Origin of the sequence: Arthrobacter sp. MP_M4 (assembly GCF_035984855.1) — a bacterium.
In the GTDB taxonomy this organism is placed as follows: Bacteria; Actinomycetota; Actinomycetes; order Actinomycetales; family Micrococcaceae; genus Arthrobacter.
In genome coordinates, this window is sequence record NZ_JAXCHX010000014.1 from 23,741 (window position 1) to 46,011 (window position 22,271).

Sequence of the window (22,271 nt, forward strand, 5' to 3'; positions counted from 1 at the left end):
GTCGCGCTGAAGCAACGCACAGGACCCTTGCCATTGTGGCGGGGGTCTTTTGCGTTGCCTTGAACAATCCAGCCTTCGAGCGGGTCGCTGACGGGAAAAAAATTCGGCGAATTGCCATGTCCGTGTTTACTCTTATTTAGTCGATCCATAGCCCGACCATGCAGAGGGCAGCCGGCCCTCGTGCCCCTGGCGGGTGCGGCCGTGAAGAGGTATGCGGATGCGCACTCTTGTGCTGAATGCTGGATATGAACCGCTGGCGGTTGTAACCTTCCGCCGGGCACTGGTCCTTGTGCTGACGGGTAAGGCCAGTGTTGTCGCGGAAGGGGAGGATCCCGTCGTCGGGCCGCAGGACGTCCTGGGTCGGCCTTCAGTGATCCTCCTTCATCGCTACATCAGGCCCCGGTACAACACCACGACGGCGGTGAGCCGCCGGGGAGTGCTGCGCCGGGACGGTCACCGCTGCGCGTACTGCGGCAAAGCCGCCCACACCATCGACCACGTCCAGCCCAAATCACGGGGTGGGGCGGACTCGTGGGAAAACCTCGTCGCTGCGTGCCTGCGGTGCAACAACGCCAAGGGCGACCACACTCCGGCGGAAATGGGGTGGAAGCTCAGCTTCTGCCCCGCGCCCCCCAGGGGCACCACCTGGCAGATCAAGGAGCTGGAGAAGCCGACGCCCGCATGGGACCCGTTCCTACTGCCGGAATCCGCCGCCTGACTCCGGCGCGTACCTCCGCGGTCCGGGCCGCCAGGCCGAGACCGCGCTAGGCTGGACCGGTGGAATTCGATGCTGTCATTCTCTCCGGGGGCCGGTCATCCCGGCTGGGAGGCGTTCCCAAATCCGGGCTGACCCACGGCGGCGCCACCCTCCTGGAGCTGGCGTTGCGGACGGCGCGCGGTGCCCTGGCCATTGCCGTGGTCGGGCCAGACCCCGGCATGCTGCCGGTCGGTGTGCTGAGCTGCCGCGAAGATCCACCCTTCGCAGGTCCCGCCGCGGCCGTCGCCGCCGGGCTCGACGCCCTGGAACGCCATCATGGCCAGGGTCCCCGGGAGAGCGGGGCGGACCCCTACACCCTTGTCCTCGCCGTCGACATGCCCCGGGCGGAGTCCGCCGTCCAATCGCTGCTGGCCGCGGCCGCGGAGGCGGCTGGCGGGGACGGGCTGGTGGCGGTGTCGGCGGACGGACGCCGACAGCCGTTGGCAGGGCTATATAGCACGGCTGCGCTACAACGGGCGGTGGCCGGTGCCCGGCAACGCGGCGCGCTGGAGAACGCCTCCATATTCGGCCTTCTTGCTAGGCTGGACGTGCGCGACGTCAACGTTCCGGACGGGTCCACCGATGATGTGGATACATGGGACGATGCCGCCGCCTTAGGGGTGTGCGGCCCGCCCGGAAGGCAGGGCCGCGGCGGCATCGGCCGTTCCGTTCCAGGCGCCCGGCCCGGGACTCCCCAGCTGAACTCGACCTTGGAGGCAAACGGTGAAAAGCCAGGATGAAACATTGGAAGACTGGTGCCGCGCTTTGCTTCAGGCCCTGGAACTGGACAACGTCGAAGTCGACGTCAATGAGGTCCTTTCCCTGGCAGGAGTGGCAGCGCACTCGATAGTGCGCCCGGCTGCCCCTCTGACGACTTTCATCGCCGGCTTCGCCGCCGGCCTTGCCTCCGGCTCCGGCCAGGCGAGCGATGCCGTCTCGATGCAGGCCGCCATGGCCGTGGCCCGCCGGCTTGCCAAGGACTACGCAGCCACCGAAGCCCCGGGAGCATGACAGCTGCACCTCCAATCAGCGGTGCGGCTGCCCGGCCGGCAAGCGGTCCGTCGGCGGTGCCAGGTGACACCGAACCCACAGCGCACCGGCACCTCGCGCACACCTGGCTCGAAGCCTGGCAGCTCGCCTTCGACTGCGCCACGCCCATTCCCGCCGCGCCCGTCGTCCTCCGCGCCGCTTTGGGGCGCGTCCTCGCCGCCGACGTGGAAGCGCTCGTCGACATGCCGCATTACGCTTCCTCCGCCATGGATGGATGGTCGGTCAACGGCAGCGGACCCTGGATCCTCGCAGAACCCGGCCAGCGGTTGGCTCCCCACCAGGCCAGCCCGATTGTCACCGGCGGGCTGATCCCCGTCGGGGCGAAGGCCGTGCTGCGCAGCGAAAGCGGCCTGATTGCCGCCGACGAGGACGGGTTGCCCGTCCTAAAGCTCGCTGGCGCTGCCAAGCCCGGCGAGCCCCGAAACGGCGAACACATTCGAAAAGCCGCGGAGGAAGCCGCCGCCGGCGACGTGCTGATTAGGAGCGGGGTCCGGCTCAACCCGGCGCACGTGGCCCTCGCCGCCCTGGCCGGCCACGACACGGTCCCGGTCCTGGGCAAACCCGTGGTCCGGCTGGTGTTGACCGGGTCCGAGGTGGTTTCGGCGGGAATTCCGCAGCCGGGCCAGGTGCGCGACACCTTCGGTCCCCAGCTAGGGGCGGTGGTGGAAATGCTCGGCGGCACCTGTGCGGGCGAAGCGAAAATTGGCGACAGCTACGCAGCATGGCTCTCTGCCCTGGCGGACACCGACCCGGCGGAGGATAGCGGAGAGTTTCCCGGCGGGTCCGGCGCTGAGCCGTTGCCCGCCGACGTCGTCATCACCACGGGCGGCACCGGACTGTCCGGAACTGACCACCTGCGGCGTTCGGTGGCCGAGCTCGGCGGCCGCCTGCTGATCGATGGCATCGCCATGCGCCCTGGCCACCCTGCCGTGTTGGCTGAACTGCCGGACGGCAGGTTCATCATCGGATTGCCGGGCAACCCGCTCGCAGCCATGATGGCCCTGTCAACTATCGGTGCACCGCTCCTGGCCGCGCTGGGGCACCGGCCCCCGCCGCACGTCACGGATGTCACGTGCGGCTCCCTGATCGGCCCCCTTCCCGGCCGGACCCGGTTAATGCCGTTCCGGCTTGTCTACGGGATGGCCTCACCGGCGCAACATACCGGTTCGGGCATGATGCGCGGGCTGGCCGCGGCCGACGGCGTCCTCGTTGTCCCGCCGCACGGGGTTCAGCTGGGAGAAGCGGTTCCCGCCTTCGCCCTTCCCTGGAGCGTGCCGCTGCCGGAGTCGGCGGTGAAGAAAGAACCCGCACCCAAACGAACGTCCCGCAAGTCCGCCGGTTCCGGCGGCCCTGTGGACTGGAGTGAGCTGCTGGGCTGAGAACCCGGTCCCGAACGCGCACTGGCCACCCGGCCCAGTGCTTGCCAGAATGAAACTATGTTGGTTAGGAGTACGTGATGGGCCGCGTCACGCAGCGCCGCAAGGTGCACAAATATGTCCTGGACGGATCCCCCCAAGCCCTGGAGTTCCCGGTCCGCCACCGTGAAGACGTGCTCGCCGTTGAGGAGCCGCTGGAAATTCGAATTGGCAGCATGCAATTCTCCGTCACCATGCGGACTCCGGGGCACGACTTTGACCTCGTAGCGGGTTTCCTCGTCTCCGAAGGCGTCATCTGGCACCCCGAACAACTCCTCTCGCTACGGTTTTGCGCAGGAGAGGACGAGGACGGCGTCCAGACGTTCAACGTCGTGGAAGCTCAGCTAAGGCCCGACGTCGTCCGCCCGGAAACGGGGCGGAACGTCTACACCTCGAGCTCGTGCGGCATCTGCGGCACGGACTCCATCGAGGCCGTCCACAAGTCTTCGCATTACAGCCCGGCCGAGGACCCGCTGGTGGTCCCCGTGGCCACCCTCGCGGCCCTTCCGGACCAGCTGCGGGAAGCCCAGGCCGTGTTCGACGTCACCGGGGGCGTGCATGCCGCGGGTCTGTTCCGCACGGCGGACGACGGCTCCGCCGAACTCCTCTGCCTGCGTGAGGACGTGGGCCGCCACAACGCCGTGGACAAGGTGGTGGGCTGGGCATTGCGCGAGGGCCTCCTGCCGCTGCGCGGAACCGTGCTGCAGGTTTCCGGACGGGCGTCGTTCGAACTGGTCCAGAAGGCCGCACTGGCCGGGATTCCCGTGCTGGCGGCCGTGAGCGCGCCGTCGAGCCTGGCCGTCGAGCTGGCCGAGGCCAGAGGCATCACGCTGGCCGGCTTCAGCCGCCGCACGTCCCTGAACGTGTACGCAGGCGCCCACCGCATAGCGGCGCCCGCTCCGGTGCAGCGGTAATGTCGGCGGTTCGCTGCTTGGCTTGGGGCTGACGACGACGTACATTTTAGCCATCGATTGGATGCATTTCGGCCATCCACGCCAGCGCTAAGAGGACCACATTGCATGACGACCGCCGGCTTACGGAAGTCCGCCTAGACCGCTTCGTCCGCGAACGCCTGGTCCCTGCGATCTATCCGCGCAGCGTGCCGCTGACCCTGAGCAGCTGGGACGCCCCGGGCGAGCCGGTTCCCGCGCTGGAGGCGCTCCAGCAGGAGTTCACGCCGCAGGAGCACGGAGCGGCCTGGGGGAAGCCCTGGAGCACCAAGTGGTTGCGGCTCCAGGGTCAGGTTCCGGACTCGTGGGGCACGGCAGCGGACACCTCCGTGGAAGTGATCGTGGACCTGGGATTCAGCAGCGATCTTCCTGGTTTCCAGTGCGAAGGTATCGCCTGGCGGCCGGACGGGACCATCATCAAGGCCATTTCGCCCCGGAACCAGTACGTCCCGCTCAAGCTCCTGGGCAGCGGGATGTCCATCGACTTCTACGTCGAGGCGGCCGCCAACCCCGACCTGTCCCAGGGCTGGACATTCGAGGCCACCCCCTACGGCGACAAGGCGACCTCGGGTGAGGACCCGAAGTACCGGCTCGGCAGGATCGTCATCGCCGAACTCGACCAAACCGTCTGGGAACTGCACCAGGACGTGTGGACCCTTACCGGCCTCATGCACGAACTGCCGATGGAGCTGCCCCGCCGGCACGAGATCCTGCGCGCGCTGGAACGGATGCTGGACATTCTGGATCCCGAGGACGTGGCGGGCACAGCGTCCGCGGGGCGCGAGGCGTTGGCGGGGGTGCTGGCTCGGCCGGCCTATGCCTCAGCCCACCGCCTGCTCGCTACCGGACACGCCCATATTGACTCCGCCTGGCTCTGGCCCGTCCGCGAAACCGTCCGCAAGTGCGCCCGCACGTTTTCCAACGTCATCGCCCTGATGGACGAGGACCCCGACTTCGTTTTCTCCTGTTCCTCGGCCCAGCAACTGGCCTGGATCAAAGAGCTGTACCCGGAGCTGTTCGGGCGGATCCGGGAAAAGGTCGCGACGGGCCAGTTCGTTCCCGTCGGCGGCATGTGGGTGGAGTCTGATACGAACATGCCCGGCGGCGAGGCCATGGCACGCCAGTTCCTGGAAGGCAAGAGCTTCTTCCTGGCTGAATTCGGAATCGAATGCGAGGAAGCCTGGCTCCCGGACACCTTCGGCTACTCGGCTGCCATGCCGCAGATCGTTAAGGCCGCCGGCAGCAAATGGTTCCTGACGCAGAAGATTTCCTGGAACCAGGTGAACCGGATGCCGCACCACACATTCAACTGGGAAGGGATCGACGGCACCCGGATATTTACGCACTTCCCGCCGGTGGACAGCTACAACTCCGAACTCAGCGGCCGCGAACTGGCCCACGCCGAGCGGAACTACCGGGACCATGGCCGCGGCACCACCTCGCTGGTCCCGTTCGGCTACGGAGACGGCGGCGGCGGACCCACGCGCGAGATGCTTGCCGCAGCGCGCCGCACCGCAGACCTTGAGGGCTCTCCCAAAGTGGAGCTCGGCTCGGCCGCCACCTTCTTCACCCGGGCCGAGGCCGACTACGACGCCCTCCCGGTCTGGGTGGGTGAGATGTACCTCGAACTGCACCGCGGCACGTACACCAGCCAGGCAAAAACCAAACGTGGCAACCGCCGCAGCGAACACCTTCTGCGGGAGGCTGAGCTGTGGTGCGCCACGGCCGCGGTCCGGACCGGCTACCCGTACCCGGCCGCCGAGCTCAAACGGCTCTGGCGCCTGGTCCTCCTGCAGCAGTTCCACGACATCCTCCCCGGCAGTTCCATCGCCTGGGTTCACCAGGACGCCGAGCGAAATTACGCCGCCGTGGGCCACCAGCTTGAGGCGATCATCGCCGACGCCGGCAGTGCCTTGCTGGGCGCCGGGGACACCGACTTCCTGCTCAACGCCGCACCGCACAGCCGCTGCGGCGTTCCTGCCCTGGCCGCCGCCGCTCCGGTGGCCACCGCACCGGCGGCGCTGGCCACCATCGCTGCCGGCAGCTTCATCCTGGACAACGGCATTATCCGCGCCGTCGTCAATGCCGACGGTCTGCTGGAATCCCTTCTTGACTACGCCAGCGGCCGGGAGGCGATTGCTCCCGGACAGTTCGGCAACCTGCTTGAACTTCACCGGGACACCCCGAACGAGTGGGACGCCTGGGACATTGACGCTTTCTACCGCCGCAACGTCGTCGCGCTGACCGACGCCCGCTCGGTGAGCCTGGAAGCCGGCGGAAGGGACGCCGTCGTAGTGGTGGAACGGCTTGCCGGTTCCTCCCCGGTCACCCAGCGGATCACGCTTGAGGCCGGTGCCGCCTCCCTGGCGATTTCGACGGTGGTTGACTGGCAGGAGAGCCAGAAGCTGCTCAAGCTCGGGTTCGCCCTCGACGTCCGCGCGGACCGATCAGCATCGGAGACCCAGTTCGGGCACGTGTTCCGTCCGACCCATCTCAACACGTCCTGGGAAACGGCCAAGTTCGAGATCTGCGCCCATCGATGGATCCAGGTCGCCGAGCCTGGCTACGGGGTGGCCATTTCGAATTCAGCGACCTACGGCCACGACGTCACCCGGAACATCCGGGAGGACGACGGCGGAACAACCACCACTGTTCGGCTCTCACTGCTGCGGGCGCCCACGTTCCCGGACCCCGGTGCGGACCGCGGCCGTCAGGAGCTGGACGTCACCATCCGGCCCGGTGCCAGCATCGCCGATGCCGTCGAGGAGGGGTACCGGACAAATCTGGCACCCCGGGTACTCAAGGGCGGGCACGGGGCGGAGCCGCTCATCGCGGTGTCCAACCCGGCTCTCGTTGTTGAGGCCGTAAAGCTCGCCGAGGACGGCTCCGGCGACGTGATCGTCCGGGTTTATGAATCGCTGGGGGAGCGCTCCACCGGGCGCGTCACAGCCGATTTCGCGGTCACTGGCATCCGCAGCGTGGATCTGCTGGAGCGCGCTACGGCAGTTCCCGGGGTGGTTGTGGAAGGGAACTCGGTTGCCATGGCGCTCCGGCCTTTCCAGCTGGTCACGCTGAGGTTCGTGCGCTGAGGTACTTTCCGAAGGATGCCCTTCCCGGGCTCCGGCTCGGATTGCCCGCGCCGCCCAGGCGCAGTCCGGGCCGTTAAACAGGCTGAGTGGGAGCGGTCCTTGCGGACCGCTACCACTCATCCCCCCAATGGCGTTTGGGCGGCTGCCTGGCTCCGCACGGAGCGTTCCCGTCCACGAAGTGATTGCCGCTTTCACACATTCATGATTCTCTCACGGTCTAATGATTTTGTGAATGCCTAACGGCGCCTGTGACTGAATGTTGCCTGAGCGTTACTAGATTTAGTGACCAGCCCGGAGAACCAGAAGAGGGCGAGGCCAACGACGTATCCCAGCACCGCGCCGTAATTGAGGAAGTCCTGCGCCGCGGACCAGCCCGCAGGTCCCAGTGACGCCGGAAGGCTCAGGACGGCGAAGCAAGCGCCGAGCAGCACTGTGAGGGCGCCGGCCCGGACCAGGCGCGGCAACCGGCCCCGGAAGGCTGCCAGCAGGGGTGGTATCAGGACCAGGGAGACATAGGCGGGATACGTTCGGCCGGCAGCAGCATAGAGAGGTGCCAGGGCGGGGTTTCCGGCGCCGCCCGACGACCAGTCCTGCACCCCGGCCCGTGGCCCGTACCCGAGGAAGAACGTTACCGTCACGGCCAGGCAACTCAGCCCCAACGCCCACCAGCCGGGGCCTCCGGTGATGAGGCTTTGCTCCCGGGCAGCACCCAGGCCCCGGGTGAGGCGACTGCCCACCAGCAGGACCGTTGCGAAGACGGTGTAGCGCAGGATCAGACTCGTGATATCCCTGCCTCCGAGCGCACCGTCCACCACTGCATAAAGCTCGGACACGGCGAGCAGGCTGCACAGCGTGGCCAGGAGAAGGATCCCGAACACGGTCCGGTTCCGGCCGCGCACTGCGTCCGGCAGCCGCAGGAGAAGCGCTGCGCAGCACACCGCCAGGGTTGCCCACTCCAGGGGTGAGGTCATGAAGTCTATGCCCGTCGCTTCGCTGCGGCGCCTGCTTGATCTGCGTCCAGGCCAGTCGAAGAAGCCAGGGATGGTCCGCGGCGGGACGATCGCTTGGCCATCAGAGCAGAGATCCAGACGCAGGCGAGTCCCAGCGCGAGGGATAGGACCGAAGCATAGTTGATGATGTACTCCAGATAGCCGAAGTTGCTGGGAATCAGGGGGTACAAGGACCCGACCGCCATCGCAGCAAAGGCGATCGTCAGCAACAGTGCTCCGAGCCGGATTGTGGCGGGCAGCCGCTGACTGGCGGCTTGGTAGGTGGCAGGCAGAATGCAGGCCGCCACATAGGACGGGTACAGCCGCCCCGTCGCTGCATACCACTCGATGAGTGCCGCGTTTCGAGGGCTCCGCGCGGGCAACGTCGTTAGCCCGGTGGCGGTCCCTGCGGTGTCGGCCAGCAGGAAGAGCACGAAAGTGGCGACGCCCACGGCGGCCAGAACCGCCAGTCCTATGGGGCCGGCAATAAACCGGATGCTGTTCGTCGCATTGAACGCCTTGGCGACCCGGTACCCGGCCAGCAGCACCGTCGCGTAAACAACAAAGCGAAGGATCAGGTTCGTGTAGTTAGCGGACCCCAGCCAGATATCGATGGCCACATACGTGGGATCGATGCTGAGCAGAACTGCAACCGTCGAGAGCAGGAAAATGCCGAAGATTGACCGGTTTTCACCCCGAATTGCGCTTGGAATACGGGCGGTCGCGGCGAGAGCGCAGACCGCCAACGTGGTCCACTGCAGGATCGCGATCATCCGAGGTTCTCCAATATTGTCTTGGTTTGTTCGTTTTCCTGCTCCTGGCGGCGCAGGAATCTGCCCAGGGACTGTAGCCGCTCGCCGGCCAGGGCGGTAAGTTCGCCGTCAGACAGGGCATCCAGGGCGGCCTGCTTCGCCTCCGGGGCCCAACCGGCCTCGGCCTCGGTAATCAGACCGGTGGCGACCAGTCCGCCCGTAAATCCCACACCGGCAGCGCGGGAGGTGGCGACCGCCAGCTCCACTGAGAGCCGGTTTGCGGTCAATTGGGCCGAATAGTTCTGCGGCGCGACCCCGGTGGCCGCGGACACCCGGTGCCGCAACTCGCCGTCGTCGATCGCGTCCACCCAATTCCGGACCGAGGTGGCGTGCGGCGCGGGGCCAAGCGCCGGGGTCTGGGAGCTGCTTTCATCGCCAAAGCCGCCGTACGCCGGGGCTGACCGGGAAATGACCGCGCGCAGCAGGTCCATGGTAGCGATCTGGCTTACCAGCTCGGCGGCTGTGGGCGGCCGCGGCTGGCCGGCCAGCTCCGCGTAACTCTCGAATGATCCGAGGTCTGCCAGCGGGCTTCGGTGCAGGGCCCGGCTGATGCTGACAAGGGTGCTTTCTGCAACCTTCCCGCGGACCAGCTGCTGGGCGAGTGTGGTGCGCTTGATGCCGGAAATCCTGCAGATATCGGCTGTGCTCGCGGCGGGGGCGACCCGGTGGAGCCAGGCTTGAAACGCCTTGGCGGATAAGGGCATTAATGGCTTCCTGCGGAGTCGAATGGAAATGCGGCTGGGGTGCTGCCGAGTGCGTGGGCTGCCTTGATTTTACCCGAGGTGCTTCTTCAACTATGCTAATTGTTCGAACCCGCTGGTCCGTACACCCCCCAAGTCCGGACCAGCGGGTTCTTTCATGCCCGGAACCCGGTGGTCGCCAGAACCGGCAACCCCCACCCGTGGCTGGCCGTAACGGGCCGCGGTGAGAGAATGGATCAATGACTGCAACCCTTGTTGCCAAGGACCTCTCCGGTGGCCATGACCACCGCACACTGTTTTCAAAACTTTCCCTGACGGTCGCGCCCGGCGACGTCGTCGGCGTCGTGGGAGCCAACGGCGCGGGCAAGTCCACCCTGCTCCGGCTGCTCGCCGGCGTCGATGAGCCGCAGGAAGGCACCGTCAGCCTGGCCCCGGCGGACGCGTTCGTGGGTTGGCTGCCCCAGGAACACGAACGGATCACCGGTGAAACGGTGGCCGGGTACATCGCGAGGCGCACCGGCTGCGCCCAGGCCACCGTTGAGATGGAATCCGCGGCGGAGGCCCTGGGCAGCGGCGCTCCCGGTTCCGACGACGCCTACTCCCTCGCGTTCGACCGCTGGATGGCCTCCGGCGCCGCGGACCTGGACGAACGTGTCCCGGCCGTCCTGGCAGACCTCGGCCTTGAAGTGGGCCAGGACGCCGACATGACAGGGCTCTCCGGCGGCCAGGCAGCCCGCGTGGCGCTCGCGGCACTGCTGCTCAGCCGCTTCGACATTGTGCTCCTGGACGAACCCACGAACGATCTCGACCTCAGTGGACTGGCCAAACTCGAGTCCTTCGTGCAGGGGCTCCGCGGCGGCGTCGTGCTGGTCTCCCATGACCGAGAGTTCCTCGCCCGCTGCGTGGGCACCATCGTGGAACTGGACCTCGCGCAGAATTCCGTCGCCGTCTACGACGGCGGCTACGAGGCCTACCTGGAGGAACGGGCCGTCGCGCGCCGGCATGCCCGGGAACGCTACGAGGAGTTCGCCAACACCAAGGCCGATCTCGTCTCGCGCGCCCGGACCCAGCGGGAGTGGAGCTCCCAGGGTGTCCGGAACGCCATGAAGAAAAACCCTGACAATGACAAGATCCGCCGCGCGGCCAGCACCGAGTCCTCGGAAAAGCAGGGCCAGAAGGTCCGCCAGATGGAATCCCGCATCGCCCGGCTCGACGAGGTCGAAGAACCCCGCAAGGAATGGCAACTGCAGTTCACCATCGGTGCGGCCCCCCGTTCCAGCGCCGTCGTGGCGACACTCCGCGACGCCGTACTCCAGCAGGGGGACTTCACGCTGGGACCGGTGAATCTGCAGCTCAACGCCGGAGAACGGATCGGGATCACCGGGCCCAACGGTGCCGGCAAATCCACCCTGCTGCGCCTGCTGCTGGGCACCCAGCGGCCCGACTCGGGGGACGCGTCCATGGGCGCCTCCGTCGCGGTCGGCGAGATCGACCAGGCCCGCGGGCTGCTGGCCGGCGGATTAAGACTCGCCGACGCCGTCGAAGCCGTCCTGACGGACCAGACCCCCGCTGAGGTCCGGACCCTGCTGGCGAAGTTCGGCCTCAAGGCAGACCACACCTCACGCCCGGTCGACTCGTTGTCGCCGGGGGAGCGGACCCGCGCCGCGCTTGCCCTGTTGCAGGCCCGCGGCGTGAACCTGCTGGTGCTCGATGAACCCACCAACCACCTGGATCTCCCCGCGATCGAGCAGCTGGAAGAAGCCCTGGAACACTACGAGGGCGCACTGCTGCTCGTCACGCACGACCGCCGGCTCCTGGAAAACGTGCGGCTCGACGCACGCTGGAACGTGGAACACGGCGTCGTCACCGAACTGCTGGGCCACACCGCCCCGAAAGGCAACAACGCATGAGCATGGACCGGGTAGCCTGGAGCTCCCTTTACAACATCACCCGCGCCTCGTCCGGCTCCAAGCCGTTCTCCAAGGCGACGCTCAAGCGGGTCTTCAGCTTCGCGCGCCCGCACAAGGCGCAACTGATCGCGTTTGTGCTGCTCTCAATCGTGATGGCAGTCCTGGCCGTCGCCACGCCCGTCCTCGCCGGCCAGGTGGTTGACGCGATCATCGCCAAAGCGGGCACCGGGACGGTGGTGTGGCTGGCCGTGCTGATCGCCATTGTGGCGGTGGCCGAGGCCGGGTTGGGACTGGTGACCCGCTGGCTCTCCTCCACGATCGGTGAAGGCGTGATTGTGGACCTGCGGACCAAGGTCTTCGACCACGTGCAGAAGATGCCCATCGCCTTCTTCACCCGCACCCGCACCGGCGCCCTCGTGAGCCGGTTGAACAATGACGTGATCGGCGCGCAGTCCGCTTTCGCCGGAACCCTGTCCGGCGTGGTGAGCAACGTGGTGGCCCTGGCCCTGACCCTCGTGGTGATGCTGGGCAAGTCCTGGCTCATCACCGTGCTCGCTATGATTCTGCTGCCGATCTTCCTGATTCCGGCCCGCCGGATGGGCTCCAAGCTCGCCGACCTGCGCCGTGAGGCCGCCGAGCACAACGCCTCGATGGGCACCCAGATGACGGAGCGTTTCTCCGCCCCCGGCGCCACCCTGGTGAAGCTCTTCGGCCGCCCCGACGAGGAATCCCGCGAGTTCGCCCTCCGCGCCGGACGCGTCCGGGACATCGGCATCCGCACCGCCATGCTGCAATTCACCTTCGTCACGGCACTGACGCTCGTCTCCGCCCTGGCCCTTGCCCTGGTCTACGGGCTCGGCGGTTTCCTGGCGCTGCAGGGCCAGCTGGCAGCCGGCGACGTCGTGGTGCTGGCGTTGCTGCTCACCCGCCTTTACGCCCCGCTCACCGCGCTCTCCAGCGCCCGGGTGGAGATCATGAGCGCCCTTGTCAGCTTTGAGCGGGTCTTTGAAGTCCTGGACCTCAAACCGCTCATCCAGCAAAAACCCGGTGCGGTGTCATCCCCGGCCGGACCTCTCGCCGTGGAGTTCGACGACGTCCGCTTCTCCTACCCGGCCGCGGACAAAGTCTCCCTCGCATCGCTGGAGGACGTGTCCACGCTGGACACCCGCGGCGGCGAGGAGGTGCTGCACGGCATCAGCTTCCGGGTGGAGCCGGGACAGACCATCGCCCTGGTCGGATCCTCCGGTGCCGGCAAGTCCACCATTGCCCAGCTCCTCTCACGCTTGTACGACGTCGACTCCGGCGCCGTGCGCTTCGGCGGGACCACGCCCGGGACCGGCGTGGACGTCCGGGAGCTCACCTTTGATTCGATGCGGCAGAGCCTGGGCATGGTGACCCAGGACGGGCACCTGTTCCATGAGAGCATCGCCTCCAACCTGCGCCTGGCCCGCCCGGACGCGACCGAGGCCCTGATGTGGGACGTGCTGCGCCAGGCCCGGCTCGAAGACATGATCCGTTCCCTCCCGGACGGCCTGGACACTGTGGTGGGGGAGCGCGGGTACCGGCTGTCCGGCGGTGAACGCCAGCGGCTTACCATCGCCCGGCTGCTCATTGCCCAGCCGAGGATCGTGATCCTGGACGAAGCCACCGCAGCCCTGGACTCCACCAATGAGGCGGCTGTCCAGGAAGCGCTCGGCGCCGCACTCGAGGGCCGCACGGCCGTCGTGATTGCCCACCGGCTGTCAACGATCCGCGCCGCGGACGCCATCCTGGTGGTGGAGGACGGCAGCATCGTTGAACGCGGAACCCACACGGAGCTGCTGGCCGCCGAGGGCCGGTATGCGGAGCTGTACCGGACCCAGTTCGCCGAGGCCAGCGCCGCGGCGGACCAGGCCGTGCCGGGGCTCTAACCGGAGCGGCCCCACAGGGCCGGCAGGACGTGGTCGGTGAGCAGCGGGGCGAGGTCGCCGGGCAGGTCCGCGGCCAGGTCCAGCCAGCGGATCTCGGCGATTTCCGCGGACGGCCGGGCGTCCCAGACGCCCGGGGCCGTGAAGACTGTCGCCTGGATCTGCGTTGCGGCCTCATTCGCGGCGTCCGCGAACCAGAGCCCCAGGAACACGAGATCATTGGCCGGGAGCACGATCCCGACTTCTTCCGCGAGTTCCCTCGCGGCGGTCTGGGCGGGGGTCTCACCCGGCTCCGGCTTGCCGCCGGGGTGCATGAACTTGTCCGTACCCCGTTTGCGGACGGTGAGGAGCCGGCCTGCCTCGTCGAAGACGCAGACGGCGGAGACGACAATGAGCGGGTTCACGACGGCCGGTCCGAGGCGCGCCGCAGGACCGAGGTAAGCAGTTGGTCCTTGGCCGGACCGGTGACATCCCACTGGTAGCGGAAACCGTCCCGGCCCGTTTTCGTGTAGGTCACGCGGTAGGTGTCCGGATCGCACCAGTGCCGGGCCTGGCTGTTCTGCGGGCCGAAGCCCATGCGGTGGAACGGCCGTCCGTCGGCGAAGAGCATGTCCATCGTGTCCGCCGCGCCCGTGGGCAGCAGCAGGTACTCGCGGCTGGCCGGGCCGGTGAAGGGGGCGGACACCGGCCCGCCCGGTACGGATGCCCAGGACACGGTGCCTTCTTCGCGGAACTGGAGGCCGCCGTCGTCCTCCGTTGGGGCGAACCGCACGACGCCGGTGAACGTCCCCCGGGTGCCGGTGGCCCGGTCCAGCAGGGTCCGCTCCACTTTCCAGCTGCCCAGCAGGTAAGCGCGCAGGTCGAAATCGGGTGCGGGGTCCGGGGACTGGGGGTTCAAGTGCCCTCGATTGGAATCGAACCAACGACACCGGCTTTAGGAGAGCCGTGCTCTATCCACTGAGCTACGAGGGCGGGCGTCCGCAACGGGCCGGCCGGGGCCGGCCCGTTGGGACACGGGTACAAGCATACAAGGTAAGGCGGCGTACTACGCTCTTGGGATGACCGCCGCAGCTGATTCCCCGTCCCGGGACGCCGTCTCCTTTCCCGACGTGCCGTCCACCCGGTTCTACGCCGGCGCCCTGGCGCTGCTCAGTGTGATGCAATATTTCGTGGCGGAGACGGCCGTGATCGGCGCGTGGACAGGGCAGCAGCCGTACAGCCGCCGGACCGGGTACATCAGTGATCTGGGCGCCCTGGGCTGCGGGGGTTACGCCGGCCGGGATGTCTGCTCACCGGCGCATGTGCTCATGAACGCCTCCTTTGTGGTCCAGGGCGTCGCCATGATGGTCGGGGCACTGCTGCTGAGCGCCGCGCTGCTGTGTACGGCGGGGGTGCCCGGCTCCACACCCTCGGCCACCCGGATCCAGCAGGGGGCCGCCGTGGCTGCCCGCGCCCTCACCGCGGCAGCCGGCGCCGGAACGGCGCTGGTGGGGCTGGTCCCCGAGGATGCCGGCTCCCCGTGGCATGTGGCCGGCGCCATCCTGTACTTCGCGGCCGGAGGCCTGGCGCTGGTGTTGCTGGGCGGGCTCTGGCTCCGGCAGACTCCGCTGGGCTGGATTATCCTCGCCTGCGGCCTGCTGTCCCTGGGCGCCCTCATTACCGGCGGCATCACGCGGATGGACGTGCCGGAACCAGGCACCCTGGAACGGGTGATGGGCTACCCGATCACCCTCGGCACCGCCGTCGTCGGGCTGGTGGTCGCCCAACGGATCGGGCGGCACCGCGCTGCCGTACGGCGTTCGCGGGCGGCGACGGCGCGCTGACCGGGCCGGTTTGCACGGGCTGGTTTCCACGGGCTGGTTTCCACGGGCTGGTTTCCACGGGCTGGACGCCGGGTCCACCTATTGGCCGAGGAACGTCCGGTAACTGCTCAAGGATCCAGGGCCGGAATAGCCAAGGTCTGCGGGCGAAACGGCCGATGCTCCATCCGCGGATATGACCTGGATGGCCAGGTTCACTTCCGGGTCGCCCGCCGCGGCGTCCACAATCGCCGGGAAAGCGTCCCGGAGGACCCCCAGCAAGGTCTCCCGCTCAGAGGTATCCGCGTGCAGAAAGACATCCCCGCTGCGGCCCATGCCGCCGGAGGATTCGTAGCTGGCGTTCACGCTGGCCACGTGGGCCAGCGGCTCAGCCGCCGCTTGGTACTTGGCGGCGTAATCGGCGTCCGCGGTTCCGGGGTGCGCCCCGCACCCCGCCAGCACCAGCGCCAGCAGGATCATGGCCACTGCGGTTAAAATTCTTCGCATGCTCAAAGACTCCCTTTCCGGCCGGTACCTGACGTCGTCCGCGGCCCGGGACCACCCACCCGCACTGCCCGACACGCTCCCGCGCTGACTGCGGGGGGCCGCAGGGACAACGTCCCTACGGCCCCCCGTCAGCGCTGCGTGGTGCCGACTAAGGCGTTGGCGTTGGCGTTGGCGTCGGCGTTTGCGTTGCGGCCGGCGACGCAGGCGCCGTCGTGGCCGGGGCCGTGGCCGGGGCCGGCGTCGTGGCGGGGGACGCGGGCGCCGTCGCCATCAGCTTCAGCAGTTCCTCATCGCGCAGCCTGGTCCATGGCGATTCCGGGGCACCCTGCATGGCCGCCTCGGGGCTGTCCGTCTGCGTCCACCACTTTGCTTCATAAACCCGGCCTTCGAAGAGCACCCGGTCGCTCTTGCGGTAAACCTTGGCCGGTTCCCACTCCGGGGCGGTGCCGGCGGGGGCGGTGAGTTGCGGGGTGGGCTTATCGCCGGGCAGTACCGGGCCGATGATGCGCCAAGGCGTCGCGGCCCCCTGGAGTACCGGGTTGTCCGGTGCTTCGTTCCGCGTCCACCATTTGGCCTCATAGACGTTGGCGTGCCAGACGATCCGTTCGCCGGTTGTGTAGGCGGTTTCTTCATTCCAGACCGGATACGGGCTGGAAGAAGGATCATCGACGGCGGCGGCGCCCCGGGTGGCTTCGCCGGACGACGGCGCGGCTGCCGCGCTTCCCGTGGCGTCCGGGGAAACTGCGACCCCGGCGCCCAGGATGGTGGCGAACGTGGAAGAGCCCTGCTCGATGCCGCTGCAACCGTCCGAAACCTTTTTGACGTCGGGGTAGTTGGGGCTGCAGGTCCGGTCCCGGTTCAGCGACCACATCGACAAGCGGCCCACGCCCTTGGCGCTGGCATATGTGCTCAGTTCCTCCGCGTCCTTGAGCGTGAAGATCTCGCCGACGATGTCGTTCTGGCCGATCATCGGGGTCAACCCGATCTTGCGCCACACCGTTTCACTGCCCAGCTCGCTGCCGGCATCCTTGTACAGGCCGGTGACCTGCCGGTGCGTGGCTTCCGCCGCCGAGACGGCATTCTCGTACATCGACCGGTCCATGAGCCGGCTTCCGCCGTAGTCCATGGTCATGATGTTGACCCCGCCGAGGTCGGTCCCCGACGCGATAGTCCGGCGTACCGCGTCGGTGCCCGCCGTCGTCAGCCCGTTGGGATCCGCCGGGAGCGTCAGCCACACATCAAGGTTCTTTCCGCTCTCGCGGCGGTCCTTCTGCAGGGCGGTTACCGCCGCGGCGCGCCGGTCGAGGGAAGCGACATCGCTGAGGGCCCCGCCTTCGATGTCCAGGTCAATGCTGCTGACGTTGTACCGCTCCACTACGGCGCGGTAGGCGTCTTCAAGCTTGCCTGCATCGGTGCAGCCCGTGGCCAGCTCGTTGTTGATCAGGCCGCCGAAGGAGATCGAAACTGTTCCACCCAGCTGCTGGAGGCGGGCGATCCTCCGGTCCAGGTCCAGGGCCGAACCGGCTTCGTCGAGGGAATAGGCGGCACCCCACGTCGGCGTGCACGGGTCTTTGGAGTCCGCGACGATGAAGGACAGCTGAACCTTCTGCGCCTCCTTGGATACCGGGTCTTCGAAGGCGTAGCGGGGCGTCGCTGTAACATCCACGTAACCGGAGAAGATGGACGGGATGGCCTCGGCCGCCCTGCCATCGTTGAAGTTGCCCCATGCGGCCACGCCACCGGCAGTGACGGCCACGACGACTCCGGTGAGAACGCCCAGCCGGGCAAGCGATAATTTACGGCCTGGGAATCTTGCGGACACAGGGCCCCCTAATGTCTTTTATTGTGAACTGCCGGGCACACGCCGGCCATCGCGATCAGCTCGTGATATTCCGGAGTGTCTGATGTCCGGCAACGGTCTGACCTTGCATTATCCTAAGGGCACTCACCGAAACATTCCGGTGCGCCGGGCGCTTTGGAACAAATGCGCACGCTCAAACAGCGAATTTGCAGTCTATGGGGACTAATGTCTGATCAGCTTGTCTTGCCGCGCCCTGACGCAGAGAGCGTCTCCACCGAGCTCAAAGACGTGGTGCGCCGGCGCCAGTGGGGCGCTGAGCGTCGCTCGGAGCCGCTGTCAATCGTGCACCCGCGCCCGTCCCGCCGGAAAATAATACTGGGAAGACTGGGAATTCTCACCACCCTGCTCGCGTGGGTGACCTACGTCATCACCACCATCCTTCGGGAGTTGGCGGACAACCCAAACGCAGGTTTTAGGTTTCAATTTGAAACGGCGTCATACCTGATTGTCGTAACATTCCTGACTTTTTCGGCGTTGATGTACTTGATGGCCCGGCAGGGAGCCCTTTACCGGTTCCGGGACCATTCACGGGTACCGCGCGGGGAATTGGATCGCCACTTCGCTGAATACGACGAGGGCATCACCGTGCTGGTGCCTTCCTACGCCGAAGAACCGCAGGTGGTCCGGGCCACGCTGTGGTCCGCCGCGCTGCAGGAATTCCCCGCCCTTAAAGTTGTGCTGCTCGTTGACGATCCGCCCAATCCCAAAGATCCCGGCGAACTCGCAAAGCTTGAAAAGACCCGTGCACTGTCGGCCGAAATTGCCGCAGCGATGGGCGTTCCGGCCGCACGGTTCAACGCCGCCTTGGCAGACGTCCGCCGGCGGTCCCAGGCGGGCACGCTGAACGAGGCCGCTGAACTTGCATTGCTGATTACCGAGTACCAGGCCGCCGCGGACTGGTTGGAAACCATGGCAGCCGCAGAGCAGGTGGAGGACCACGTCGACGAGTTCTTCGTGGACCTTGTCCTCATGGGCCTGGCCCGGGAACTGCGGCTCGTCCTGGTCGGCCTGAACGCTGCTCTGGCGCAGAAAACCTCGCCGTCCGCGACGCGGCGCGAGGAACTGTACCTCCGCCTGACCTGGATATTTAATGTCACCACCGAAACGTTTGAGCGCAAGAAGTACGCAAGCCTCTCGCACGAGGCCAACAAGGCGATGAACCTCAATGCCTACATTTCCCTGATGGGAAATTCATGGCGCGAAGAAGCCACCGCCGACGGCGTGGTGCTGCGCAAAATCGAGGGCGACGCTGAGCTCGAAGGAACTGGCCGGGTCCTGGATTTCCCGGATACCACCTACCTGCTGACGCTCGACGCCGATTCCCTCCTGTTGCGCGACTACTGCCTGCGCCTGGTCTATTTCCTGGAATCGGCCGGTAACGAGCAGGTCGCCGTAACGCAGACGCCATACTCCTCGTTCCGTGGGGCACCCACCCGGATCGAGCGCGTGGCCGGGGCAACCACCGACCTCCAGCACATCCTCCACCAGGGCATGTCCTACTACGGAGCCACTTTTTGGGTGGGTGCGAATGCCGTCATCCGCAAGCGGGCCCTCGAGGACATTGTTGAGGTGGAGTCCAAGGGTGCCTTCGAAATCCGGACCTACATCCAGGACCGCACGGTGATTGAGGATACCGAGTCCAGCATCGACCTCGGCCAGCATGGCTGGACCCTGGTGAACTACCCGGAACGCCTCAGCTACAGCGCCACCCCACCGGACTTCGGCTCGCTCGTGGTCCAGCGCCGTCGCTGGGCCAACGGCGGGCTTCTGATCCTGCCCAAGCTGTGGGCCCAGCTCCTCCAAAACCGTTCCGACCGGCGCAAGATCCTGTTCCGGGAAGTCCTCCTGCGCGTGAACTACATGGCCTCCATCGCCTGGGCCAGCTTTGGCCTGCTGTTCCTGCTCGCCTACCCCTACGACAGCCGGCTGCTGAGCCCCATCGTCTTCCTCGCCGCACTGCCGTACTTCCTGGCCATGGGCAGCGACTTGCGGGACTGCGGGCACCGCTTCAGTGACATCCTGCGAATCTACGGCTTTAACCTTGTGCTGCTTCCGGTGAACCTTGCCGGCGTCCTCAAGTCGTTGCAGCAGGCTGTCACCGGCGACAAAATTCCGTTCGCCCGCACCCCGAAGGTCAAGGACCGCACAGCAGCCCCGGCCATCTATGTCCTGACCCCTTACGCGATTGTTGCCTTCTCGCTGCTGACCGTCTGGCGCGACGCCCAGCTGGGGAACTGGGGCAACGTGGCCTTTGCCACGCTGAATGCCGTCCTCGCCGCCGGCGCTATCCGGGCCTACATCGGCGTGCGCAACTCGGTGGTGGATGTGTTCCTCGGTATGGTCAACTGGCTCTACATCAGTCCGCGCCCCAAGCAAGTGAAGGAGAGCCCCGTGGTGGAGAAGACGGCCGAGGAGGCCGACTGGGAGACGATCCTCTACCACGGCGACCGCCGGCTCAACCGGGACCTTCGTGGCACTACTGACCGCCGTCGTCGAATCGCCATCCGGTGAGCATCGACTTTCCCGCCCTCCCTGCTGGGCAAATCCCGGCAGCGCCCGGGGCCCCTGGTCTGCCGGCCGCGGCGCCGGCGTCGAGGCCGGAAGCTCCCGCCCCGATCGGTGTCCGCCTGCTCGACGGCAGCATCATCGAGGTGGTGCTTCCGGGCACGGGGGACATTGGGGGTCCCGAGGCGCGTACGGCGGGCGCCACCGTACGGACACTCGCGGCCGGCCGGCGCCTGCCGGTCCTGCTGGTCATCACGGGAGTCGAGGGCGTCAGCGTCGACGCCCGGCACGTTTACGCCACCACCATTGCGGCGTCCGCATTTGCGCTCGTGGGCGAAAGTCCGGTGGACCGGGTGATCGCCCACTATCTGCTGCGCTCAAAGACCGAGAATATCCCCGCGCGGTTCTTCACCTCCAAGGCGGAGGCCATCGAATGGTTAGGGCAATACTCGAGTGAAGGCTGATCCTCCCGACCCCCGTCTGCACGCCCTCGTCGAAGGCATCGTCCGGATCGCCGGCGGCGATTTGACCACCAGGATTGCGCCCTCCGGCGCCAGGGACGACGTCGCGGCGGTCATTGCCGGGATCAACCTGATGGCTGATGACCTGCAGACCATCTACCAGGAACTGGAAGAACGCGTGGAAAGCCGGACGGCGATGCTGCGCGATGCCCAGGTGGAGTTGGAGCGGATGGCCCTGACCGACCCGTTGACCCAACTGGCCAACAGGACCGCACTGAACTCCGTCCTCAGCCACGCCCTCGCAGAGACCTCCCGGGGCGAAATGCCGCCGGCGCTGCTGGTCCTGGACCTCGACTCCTTCAAGGGCATCAACGACACGCTGGGACACAGCGCCGGCGATGACGTCCTCCGGGTGATTTCGCGGCGGCTTGAGAGCGCCGTCCGGGACACCGACACCGTCGCCCGCCTCGGCGGCGACGAATTTGCCGTCATGTTGCCGAAATCCAATTTGGTCCGGGCCCGACGGGTGGCCAACCGGATTCTCAAGGCCCTCAGCGAGAGCCTCGAGGTGGGGGACCTCCGCATCACCTGCGGCACCAGCATCGGCCTGCGGGTCGCGGAGGCCGGACAGTCCGTCGATGACCTGGTCATGGAGGCCGACACCGCGATGTACGCGGCCAAGGCCCAGCCGCACAGCAGCATCAAAGTGTTCGAACCGGCGCTGCTCTATGCCCGCCGACTGCAGAGCGTCATGGTCACGGAGATGCGCGAGGCCATCCGCCAGGACCAGCTCACGCTGCACTACCAGCCGGTGGTGGACCTGGCCACGGGCCGGATTGAAGGTGTGGAAGCCCTGGTGCGCTGGAACCATCCGGAGCGGGGGCTCCTGATGCCCGATTCGTTTATCCCGCTGGCGGAAGAGACCGGGATGATCGTGGAACTCGGCCACTGGGTCCTGCAGCACGCGGTGCGTCAATTGCGGCACTGGCAGCAAGGGCTGCACGTGGACGCGCAGTTCAACGTTCGGGTCAACATTTCAACCACCGAGCTGCAAAATCTCGACCTGATCGAGAACGTCCGCGATATCCTCCGCGAAACAGGTGTGGACGCCGCCAACCTCGTGGTGGAGTTGACGGAATCCATGGCCGTCAACGGCGGGGACGTGGACAAATACTCCCTCAGCGGCCTGCGACGCCTGGGCGTCCAGCTGGAGATTGACGACTTCGGCACCGGATACTCATCCATCAGCTATTTGCGGCAACTGCCGGTCAATGTGGTCAAGATCGACAAGAGCTTGATCGACGGGCTGGGCAGCGACGCGAAGGAGAGCGCGTTTGTGGCGGCGGTCCTGCACCTCATCCACGCCTGCGGGCTCACGGCCGTCGCCGAGGGTATCGAGACGGCGGAGCAGGCAGCTGAGCTGATCCGGTTGGGATGCTCGAGCGGCCAGGGCTACTATTTCGGCCGGCCCGTCCCGGCGGCGGAGCTTGAGGCAACGCTCCGCCGCCGCGTGCGATAGGCAGCGCTCCCAACTGTTTGTTACCACTGTTCCGGTGAA

Annotated in this window: 19 protein-coding genes and 1 tRNA gene; 12 read left to right on the forward strand and 8 right to left on the reverse strand. The window is 67.0% G+C overall.

The features are described from left to right. The first annotated feature begins 217 nt into the window (after nucleotides 1-217). The 6 genes from RCH15_RS11605 (at nucleotide 218) to RCH15_RS11630 (ending at nucleotide 7,261) form a co-directional block, all read left to right on the forward strand. Nucleotides 218-718, forward strand: coding sequence for an HNH endonuclease (locus RCH15_RS11605; RefSeq protein WP_326960815.1), 501 nt, complete (start codon nucleotides 218-220; stop codon nucleotides 716-718). Nucleotides 719-777: 59 nt separating this feature from the next. Continuing rightward, nucleotides 778-1,497, forward strand: coding sequence for a molybdenum cofactor guanylyltransferase (mobA, locus tag RCH15_RS11610; protein WP_326960816.1), 720 nt, complete (start codon nucleotides 778-780; stop codon nucleotides 1,495-1,497). Further along, nucleotides 1,481-1,768 carry a DUF6457 domain-containing protein gene (locus tag RCH15_RS11615; protein WP_326960817.1) on the forward strand — a complete coding sequence of 96 codons (288 nt, stop codon included), beginning with the start codon at nucleotides 1,481-1,483 and terminating at the stop codon, nucleotides 1,766-1,768. The genes mobA and RCH15_RS11615 overlap by 17 nt, the downstream gene beginning before the upstream one ends. Then, complete coding sequence (locus RCH15_RS11620; protein ID WP_326960818.1) at nucleotides 1,765-3,186, forward strand: molybdopterin molybdotransferase MoeA; 1,422 nt, start codon at nucleotides 1,765-1,767, stop codon at nucleotides 3,184-3,186. Before RCH15_RS11615 ends, RCH15_RS11620 begins: the two co-directional genes overlap by 4 nt. 77 nt (nucleotides 3,187-3,263) lie before the next feature. Continuing rightward, the gene (gene fdhD, locus RCH15_RS11625) at nucleotides 3,264-4,136 is read left to right on the forward strand and encodes a formate dehydrogenase accessory sulfurtransferase FdhD (RefSeq protein WP_326960819.1); all 873 of its coding nucleotides are present in this window, start codon (nucleotides 3,264-3,266) and stop codon (nucleotides 4,134-4,136) included. Between the two features lie 101 nt (nucleotides 4,137-4,237). Then, complete coding sequence (locus tag RCH15_RS11630) at nucleotides 4,238-7,261, forward strand: alpha-mannosidase (RefSeq protein ID WP_326960820.1); 3,024 nt, start codon at nucleotides 4,238-4,240, stop codon at nucleotides 7,259-7,261. A gap of 236 nt (nucleotides 7,262-7,497) precedes the next feature. Here the strand turns inward: RCH15_RS11630 and RCH15_RS11635 are convergent, their stop codons facing one another. The 3 genes from RCH15_RS11635 to RCH15_RS11645 are packed head-to-tail and all read right to left on the reverse strand — an operon-like array spanning nucleotide 7,498 to nucleotide 9,766. Beyond that, complete coding sequence (locus tag RCH15_RS11635) at nucleotides 7,498-8,232, reverse strand: hypothetical protein (protein ID WP_326960821.1); 735 nt, start codon at nucleotides 8,230-8,232, stop codon at nucleotides 7,498-7,500. A gap of 5 nt (nucleotides 8,233-8,237) precedes the next feature. After that, entirely contained in the window at nucleotides 8,238-9,023 is a 786-nt protein-coding gene (locus tag RCH15_RS11640; protein ID WP_326960822.1) for a hypothetical protein, read from the reverse strand. Next, nucleotides 9,020-9,766: a hypothetical protein gene (locus tag RCH15_RS11645; RefSeq protein WP_326960823.1), complete on the reverse strand. Its 747-nt coding sequence runs from the start codon at nucleotides 9,764-9,766 to the stop codon at nucleotides 9,020-9,022. Before RCH15_RS11645 ends, RCH15_RS11640 begins: the two co-directional genes overlap by 4 nt. Nucleotides 9,767-10,002: 236 nt before the next feature. On the opposite strand from RCH15_RS11645, the gene RCH15_RS11650 reads away from it, so the two are divergent. After that, on the forward strand, nucleotides 10,003-11,673 hold the full coding sequence (locus RCH15_RS11650) for an ABC-F family ATP-binding cassette domain-containing protein (protein ID WP_326960824.1): 1,671 nt from the start codon (nucleotides 10,003-10,005) through the stop codon (nucleotides 11,671-11,673). Next, entirely contained in the window at nucleotides 11,670-13,583 is a 1,914-nt protein-coding gene (locus tag RCH15_RS11655; protein ID WP_326960825.1) for an ABC transporter ATP-binding protein, read from the forward strand. The genes RCH15_RS11650 and RCH15_RS11655 overlap by 4 nt, the downstream gene beginning before the upstream one ends. On the opposite strand, the gene RCH15_RS11660 is transcribed toward RCH15_RS11655, so the two are convergent. From RCH15_RS11660 to RCH15_RS11670, 3 genes are all read right to left on the reverse strand, one after another. Then, on the reverse strand, nucleotides 13,580-13,984 hold the full coding sequence (locus tag RCH15_RS11660; RefSeq protein ID WP_326960826.1) for an NUDIX hydrolase: 405 nt from the start codon (nucleotides 13,982-13,984) through the stop codon (nucleotides 13,580-13,582). The two genes, RCH15_RS11655 and RCH15_RS11660, sit on opposite strands and share 4 nt — an antisense overlap. Next, nucleotides 13,981-14,478, reverse strand: coding sequence for a DUF6314 family protein (locus RCH15_RS11665; protein WP_326960827.1), 498 nt, complete (start codon nucleotides 14,476-14,478; stop codon nucleotides 13,981-13,983). The genes RCH15_RS11660 and RCH15_RS11665 overlap by 4 nt, the downstream gene beginning before the upstream one ends. Before the next feature lies 1 nt (nucleotide 14,479). Then, a tRNA-Arg gene (locus tag RCH15_RS11670) sits at nucleotides 14,480-14,552 on the reverse strand. A gap of 86 nt (nucleotides 14,553-14,638) precedes the next feature. On the opposite strand from RCH15_RS11670, the gene RCH15_RS11675 reads away from it, so the two are divergent. After that, nucleotides 14,639-15,403, forward strand: coding sequence for a DUF998 domain-containing protein (locus tag RCH15_RS11675; protein ID WP_326960828.1), 765 nt, complete (start codon nucleotides 14,639-14,641; stop codon nucleotides 15,401-15,403). 78 nt (nucleotides 15,404-15,481) lie between these two features. On the opposite strand, the gene RCH15_RS11680 is transcribed toward RCH15_RS11675, so the two are convergent. After that, the gene (locus RCH15_RS11680) at nucleotides 15,482-15,886 is read right to left on the reverse strand and encodes a hypothetical protein (protein WP_326960829.1); all 405 of its coding nucleotides are present in this window, start codon (nucleotides 15,884-15,886) and stop codon (nucleotides 15,482-15,484) included. A gap of 148 nt (nucleotides 15,887-16,034) precedes the next feature. Then, the gene (locus RCH15_RS11685; protein WP_326960830.1) at nucleotides 16,035-17,708 is read right to left on the reverse strand and encodes a chitinase; all 1,674 of its coding nucleotides are present in this window, start codon (nucleotides 17,706-17,708) and stop codon (nucleotides 16,035-16,037) included. Between the two features lie 204 nt (nucleotides 17,709-17,912). Between RCH15_RS11685 and RCH15_RS11690 the strand changes: the two genes are divergently transcribed. The 3 genes from RCH15_RS11690 to RCH15_RS11700 are packed head-to-tail and all read left to right on the forward strand — an operon-like array spanning nucleotide 17,913 to nucleotide 22,232. Next, on the forward strand, nucleotides 17,913-20,258 hold the full coding sequence (locus tag RCH15_RS11690) for a glycosyltransferase family 2 protein (RefSeq protein ID WP_326960831.1): 2,346 nt from the start codon (nucleotides 17,913-17,915) through the stop codon (nucleotides 20,256-20,258). Next, complete coding sequence (locus tag RCH15_RS11695; RefSeq protein ID WP_326960832.1) at nucleotides 20,255-20,716, forward strand: DUF7793 family protein; 462 nt, start codon at nucleotides 20,255-20,257, stop codon at nucleotides 20,714-20,716. Before RCH15_RS11690 ends, RCH15_RS11695 begins: the two co-directional genes overlap by 4 nt. Continuing rightward, a complete protein-coding gene (locus RCH15_RS11700) occupies nucleotides 20,706-22,232 on the forward strand; it encodes a putative bifunctional diguanylate cyclase/phosphodiesterase (protein ID WP_326960833.1) in 1,527 nt (508 codons plus the stop codon). The genes RCH15_RS11695 and RCH15_RS11700 overlap by 11 nt, the downstream gene beginning before the upstream one ends. Nucleotides 22,233-22,271 lie beyond the last annotated feature (39 nt).

What these genes read in the sequence shown, in the direction of transcription:
- RCH15_RS11605 (WP_326960815.1), top strand. Translation starts at nt 218, where the DNA reads ATGCGCACTCTTGTGCTGAATGCTGGATATGAACCGCTGGCGGTTGTA.
- RCH15_RS11620 (WP_326960818.1), top strand. Translation starts at nt 1,765, where the DNA reads ATGACAGCTGCACCTCCAATCAGCGGTGCGGCTGCCCGGCCGGCAAGC.
- fdhD (WP_326960819.1), top strand. Translation starts at nt 3,264, where the DNA reads ATGGGCCGCGTCACGCAGCGCCGCAAGGTGCACAAATATGTCCTGGAC.
- RCH15_RS11635 (WP_326960821.1), bottom strand. Translation starts at nt 8,232, where the DNA reads ATGACCTCACCCCTGGAGTGGGCAACCCTGGCGGTGTGCTGCGCAGCG.
- RCH15_RS11640 (WP_326960822.1), bottom strand. Translation starts at nt 9,023, where the DNA reads ATGATCGCGATCCTGCAGTGGACCACGTTGGCGGTCTGCGCTCTCGCC.
- RCH15_RS11645 (WP_326960823.1), bottom strand. Translation starts at nt 9,766, where the DNA reads ATGCCCTTATCCGCCAAGGCGTTTCAAGCCTGGCTCCACCGGGTCGCC.
- RCH15_RS11650 (WP_326960824.1), top strand. Translation starts at nt 10,003, where the DNA reads ATGACTGCAACCCTTGTTGCCAAGGACCTCTCCGGTGGCCATGACCAC.
- RCH15_RS11655 (WP_326960825.1), top strand. Translation starts at nt 11,670, where the DNA reads ATGAGCATGGACCGGGTAGCCTGGAGCTCCCTTTACAACATCACCCGC.
- RCH15_RS11675 (WP_326960828.1), top strand. Translation starts at nt 14,639, where the DNA reads ATGACCGCCGCAGCTGATTCCCCGTCCCGGGACGCCGTCTCCTTTCCC.
- RCH15_RS11680 (WP_326960829.1), bottom strand. Translation starts at nt 15,886, where the DNA reads ATGCGAAGAATTTTAACCGCAGTGGCCATGATCCTGCTGGCGCTGGTG.
- RCH15_RS11690 (WP_326960831.1), top strand. Translation starts at nt 17,913, where the DNA reads ATGTCTGATCAGCTTGTCTTGCCGCGCCCTGACGCAGAGAGCGTCTCC.